Raw genomic sequence first — 1,454 nt, 5'->3', positions numbered from 1 at the left:
TGAAGCTCCTATTGCTGTCAAGCGGTCTGGAGCCAGTCGCGGTAGGCAAGGGCGAGGTCGTCGTCTCTGCTGAGTCCTCTTTCGAGCCTGGAGATGGCGGTTGGCCAGATGCCGAAGTGCTGGGCAGCGGCGGTGAGGGTGATGTTCTTTGTCTGTCGCAGGGGCCGCAGGTCATCGATGCCGGGCGCAGTCACCGTGGTGGTCAGACAGCGGAATATCTCCCGCGCGATGGCTCGTTTCAGCATCCGGATGATCTCTTTCTTCGTTCGTCCGGCAGCGGTTTGCCGTGCGACGTATTCGCGGGTCCTGGCGTCGCTGGACATGCGGACCAGCGCGATGCGGTAGAGCGCGGCGTTGGCGGCCCGGTCGCCGCCCCGGGACAAGCGGTGACGGTTGGTCCTACCGCTGGAGGCGGGGACCGGAGCGGCTCCGCAGAGAGCCGCGAAGGACGCCTCGGTCCGCATCCGCTCAGGATTGCCTCCCGCGGTGATCAGCAGCTGTGCCGCGGTGTCAGGGCCGACTCCGTGGGCGGCCCGCAGTCCCGGGTTGCCTGCGGTGGTCTCGGCGTCCAGGGCCCGGGTCAGCAACTCGTGCTCGGCGGTGAGGTCTTTGACACGGCGGGCGAGAGTCTTCAGCGCGGTAAGGACGGCGACGTGGAGCGCGTCGCCGGCCGGCCTCAGCCGGGCCAGGGTCTCGGTGCGGTCCGCTCCCTTGAGCTGCCCGTATTTCCCGCGGACGGTCTCTGGGGCACTGATGAGGACGTGGCCGATCTGGTTGAGTGCGGCGGTGCGGGCCTTGACCGCCGAGCGGGCGGCGTTGCGCAGGGCGCGTATCCCGGCGACCGAGTCGTCCTTGGGGGCGCTGTCGGCTCGTCCGGACAGGGCGGCGCGGGCGGCGGCGTAGGCGTCGATCGGGTCCGACTTGCCGGTGCGGCGGCGTTCGGCCCTGTCGGGCCGGTTGACCTCGATGACCCGGTGTCCCTGGGAGCGGGCGGTCCGGGCGAAGCCGGCTCCGTATGAGGAGGTGCCTTCCACACCGATCGCGATCACATGGCCGTGTGCGGTCAGAAAAGCCAGGGCTGCTGCGTATCCGGCGGCGGTGGTGGCGAATTCGGCGTCCGCGAGATGGCCGCCGTTGTCGCTGATGACAGCGACATGGACCGTGTCGGCGTGGGAATCGACTCCGCCGAACACATGCTGGTCCGCAGTGTGCTCCGTGACCCTCGATGTCATGCTGATAATGCCTTCCAACCGGAGGTGGGCACCGGCCGGGTGGCGCAGACAGGACATTGAAGGGGCTTCTGGCCAAGCTCCTATCAGGTCATGTTCCGCCCGGCCGGAGCCGTGAGGAAAGGTCCCGGCGGCTGGACAGTACAACCGGAAGACAGCCCAGCAGGGCGTCAGTCAGACCCAGAGCCACAGCCACCGGAACCTCAGTATCAGCATCAATGTCAG

1 protein-coding gene is annotated in these 1,454 nt (G+C 68.0%); it reads right to left on the bottom strand.

What is annotated here, in order from left to right:
- Positions 1-17: 17 nt before the first annotated feature.
- Positions 18-1,232: an IS110 family RNA-guided transposase gene (locus ACZ4LX_RS38130; RefSeq protein WP_467652004.1), complete on the bottom strand. Its 1,215-nt coding sequence runs from the start codon at positions 1,230-1,232 to the stop codon at positions 18-20.
- Positions 1,233-1,454: the final 222 nt, after the last annotated feature.

The organism is Streptomyces sp. NPDC026062 (assembly GCF_055568375.1).
The sequence above is the reverse complement of the archived record's forward strand: the minus strand, read 5'-3'. Positions and strand labels throughout refer to the sequence as shown.

Excerpts from the sequence above, each read along its gene's own strand:
- ACZ4LX_RS38130 (WP_467652004.1), bottom strand. The coding sequence starts at position 1,232 with ATGACATCGAGGGTCACGGAGCACACTGCGGACCAGCATGTGTTCGGC.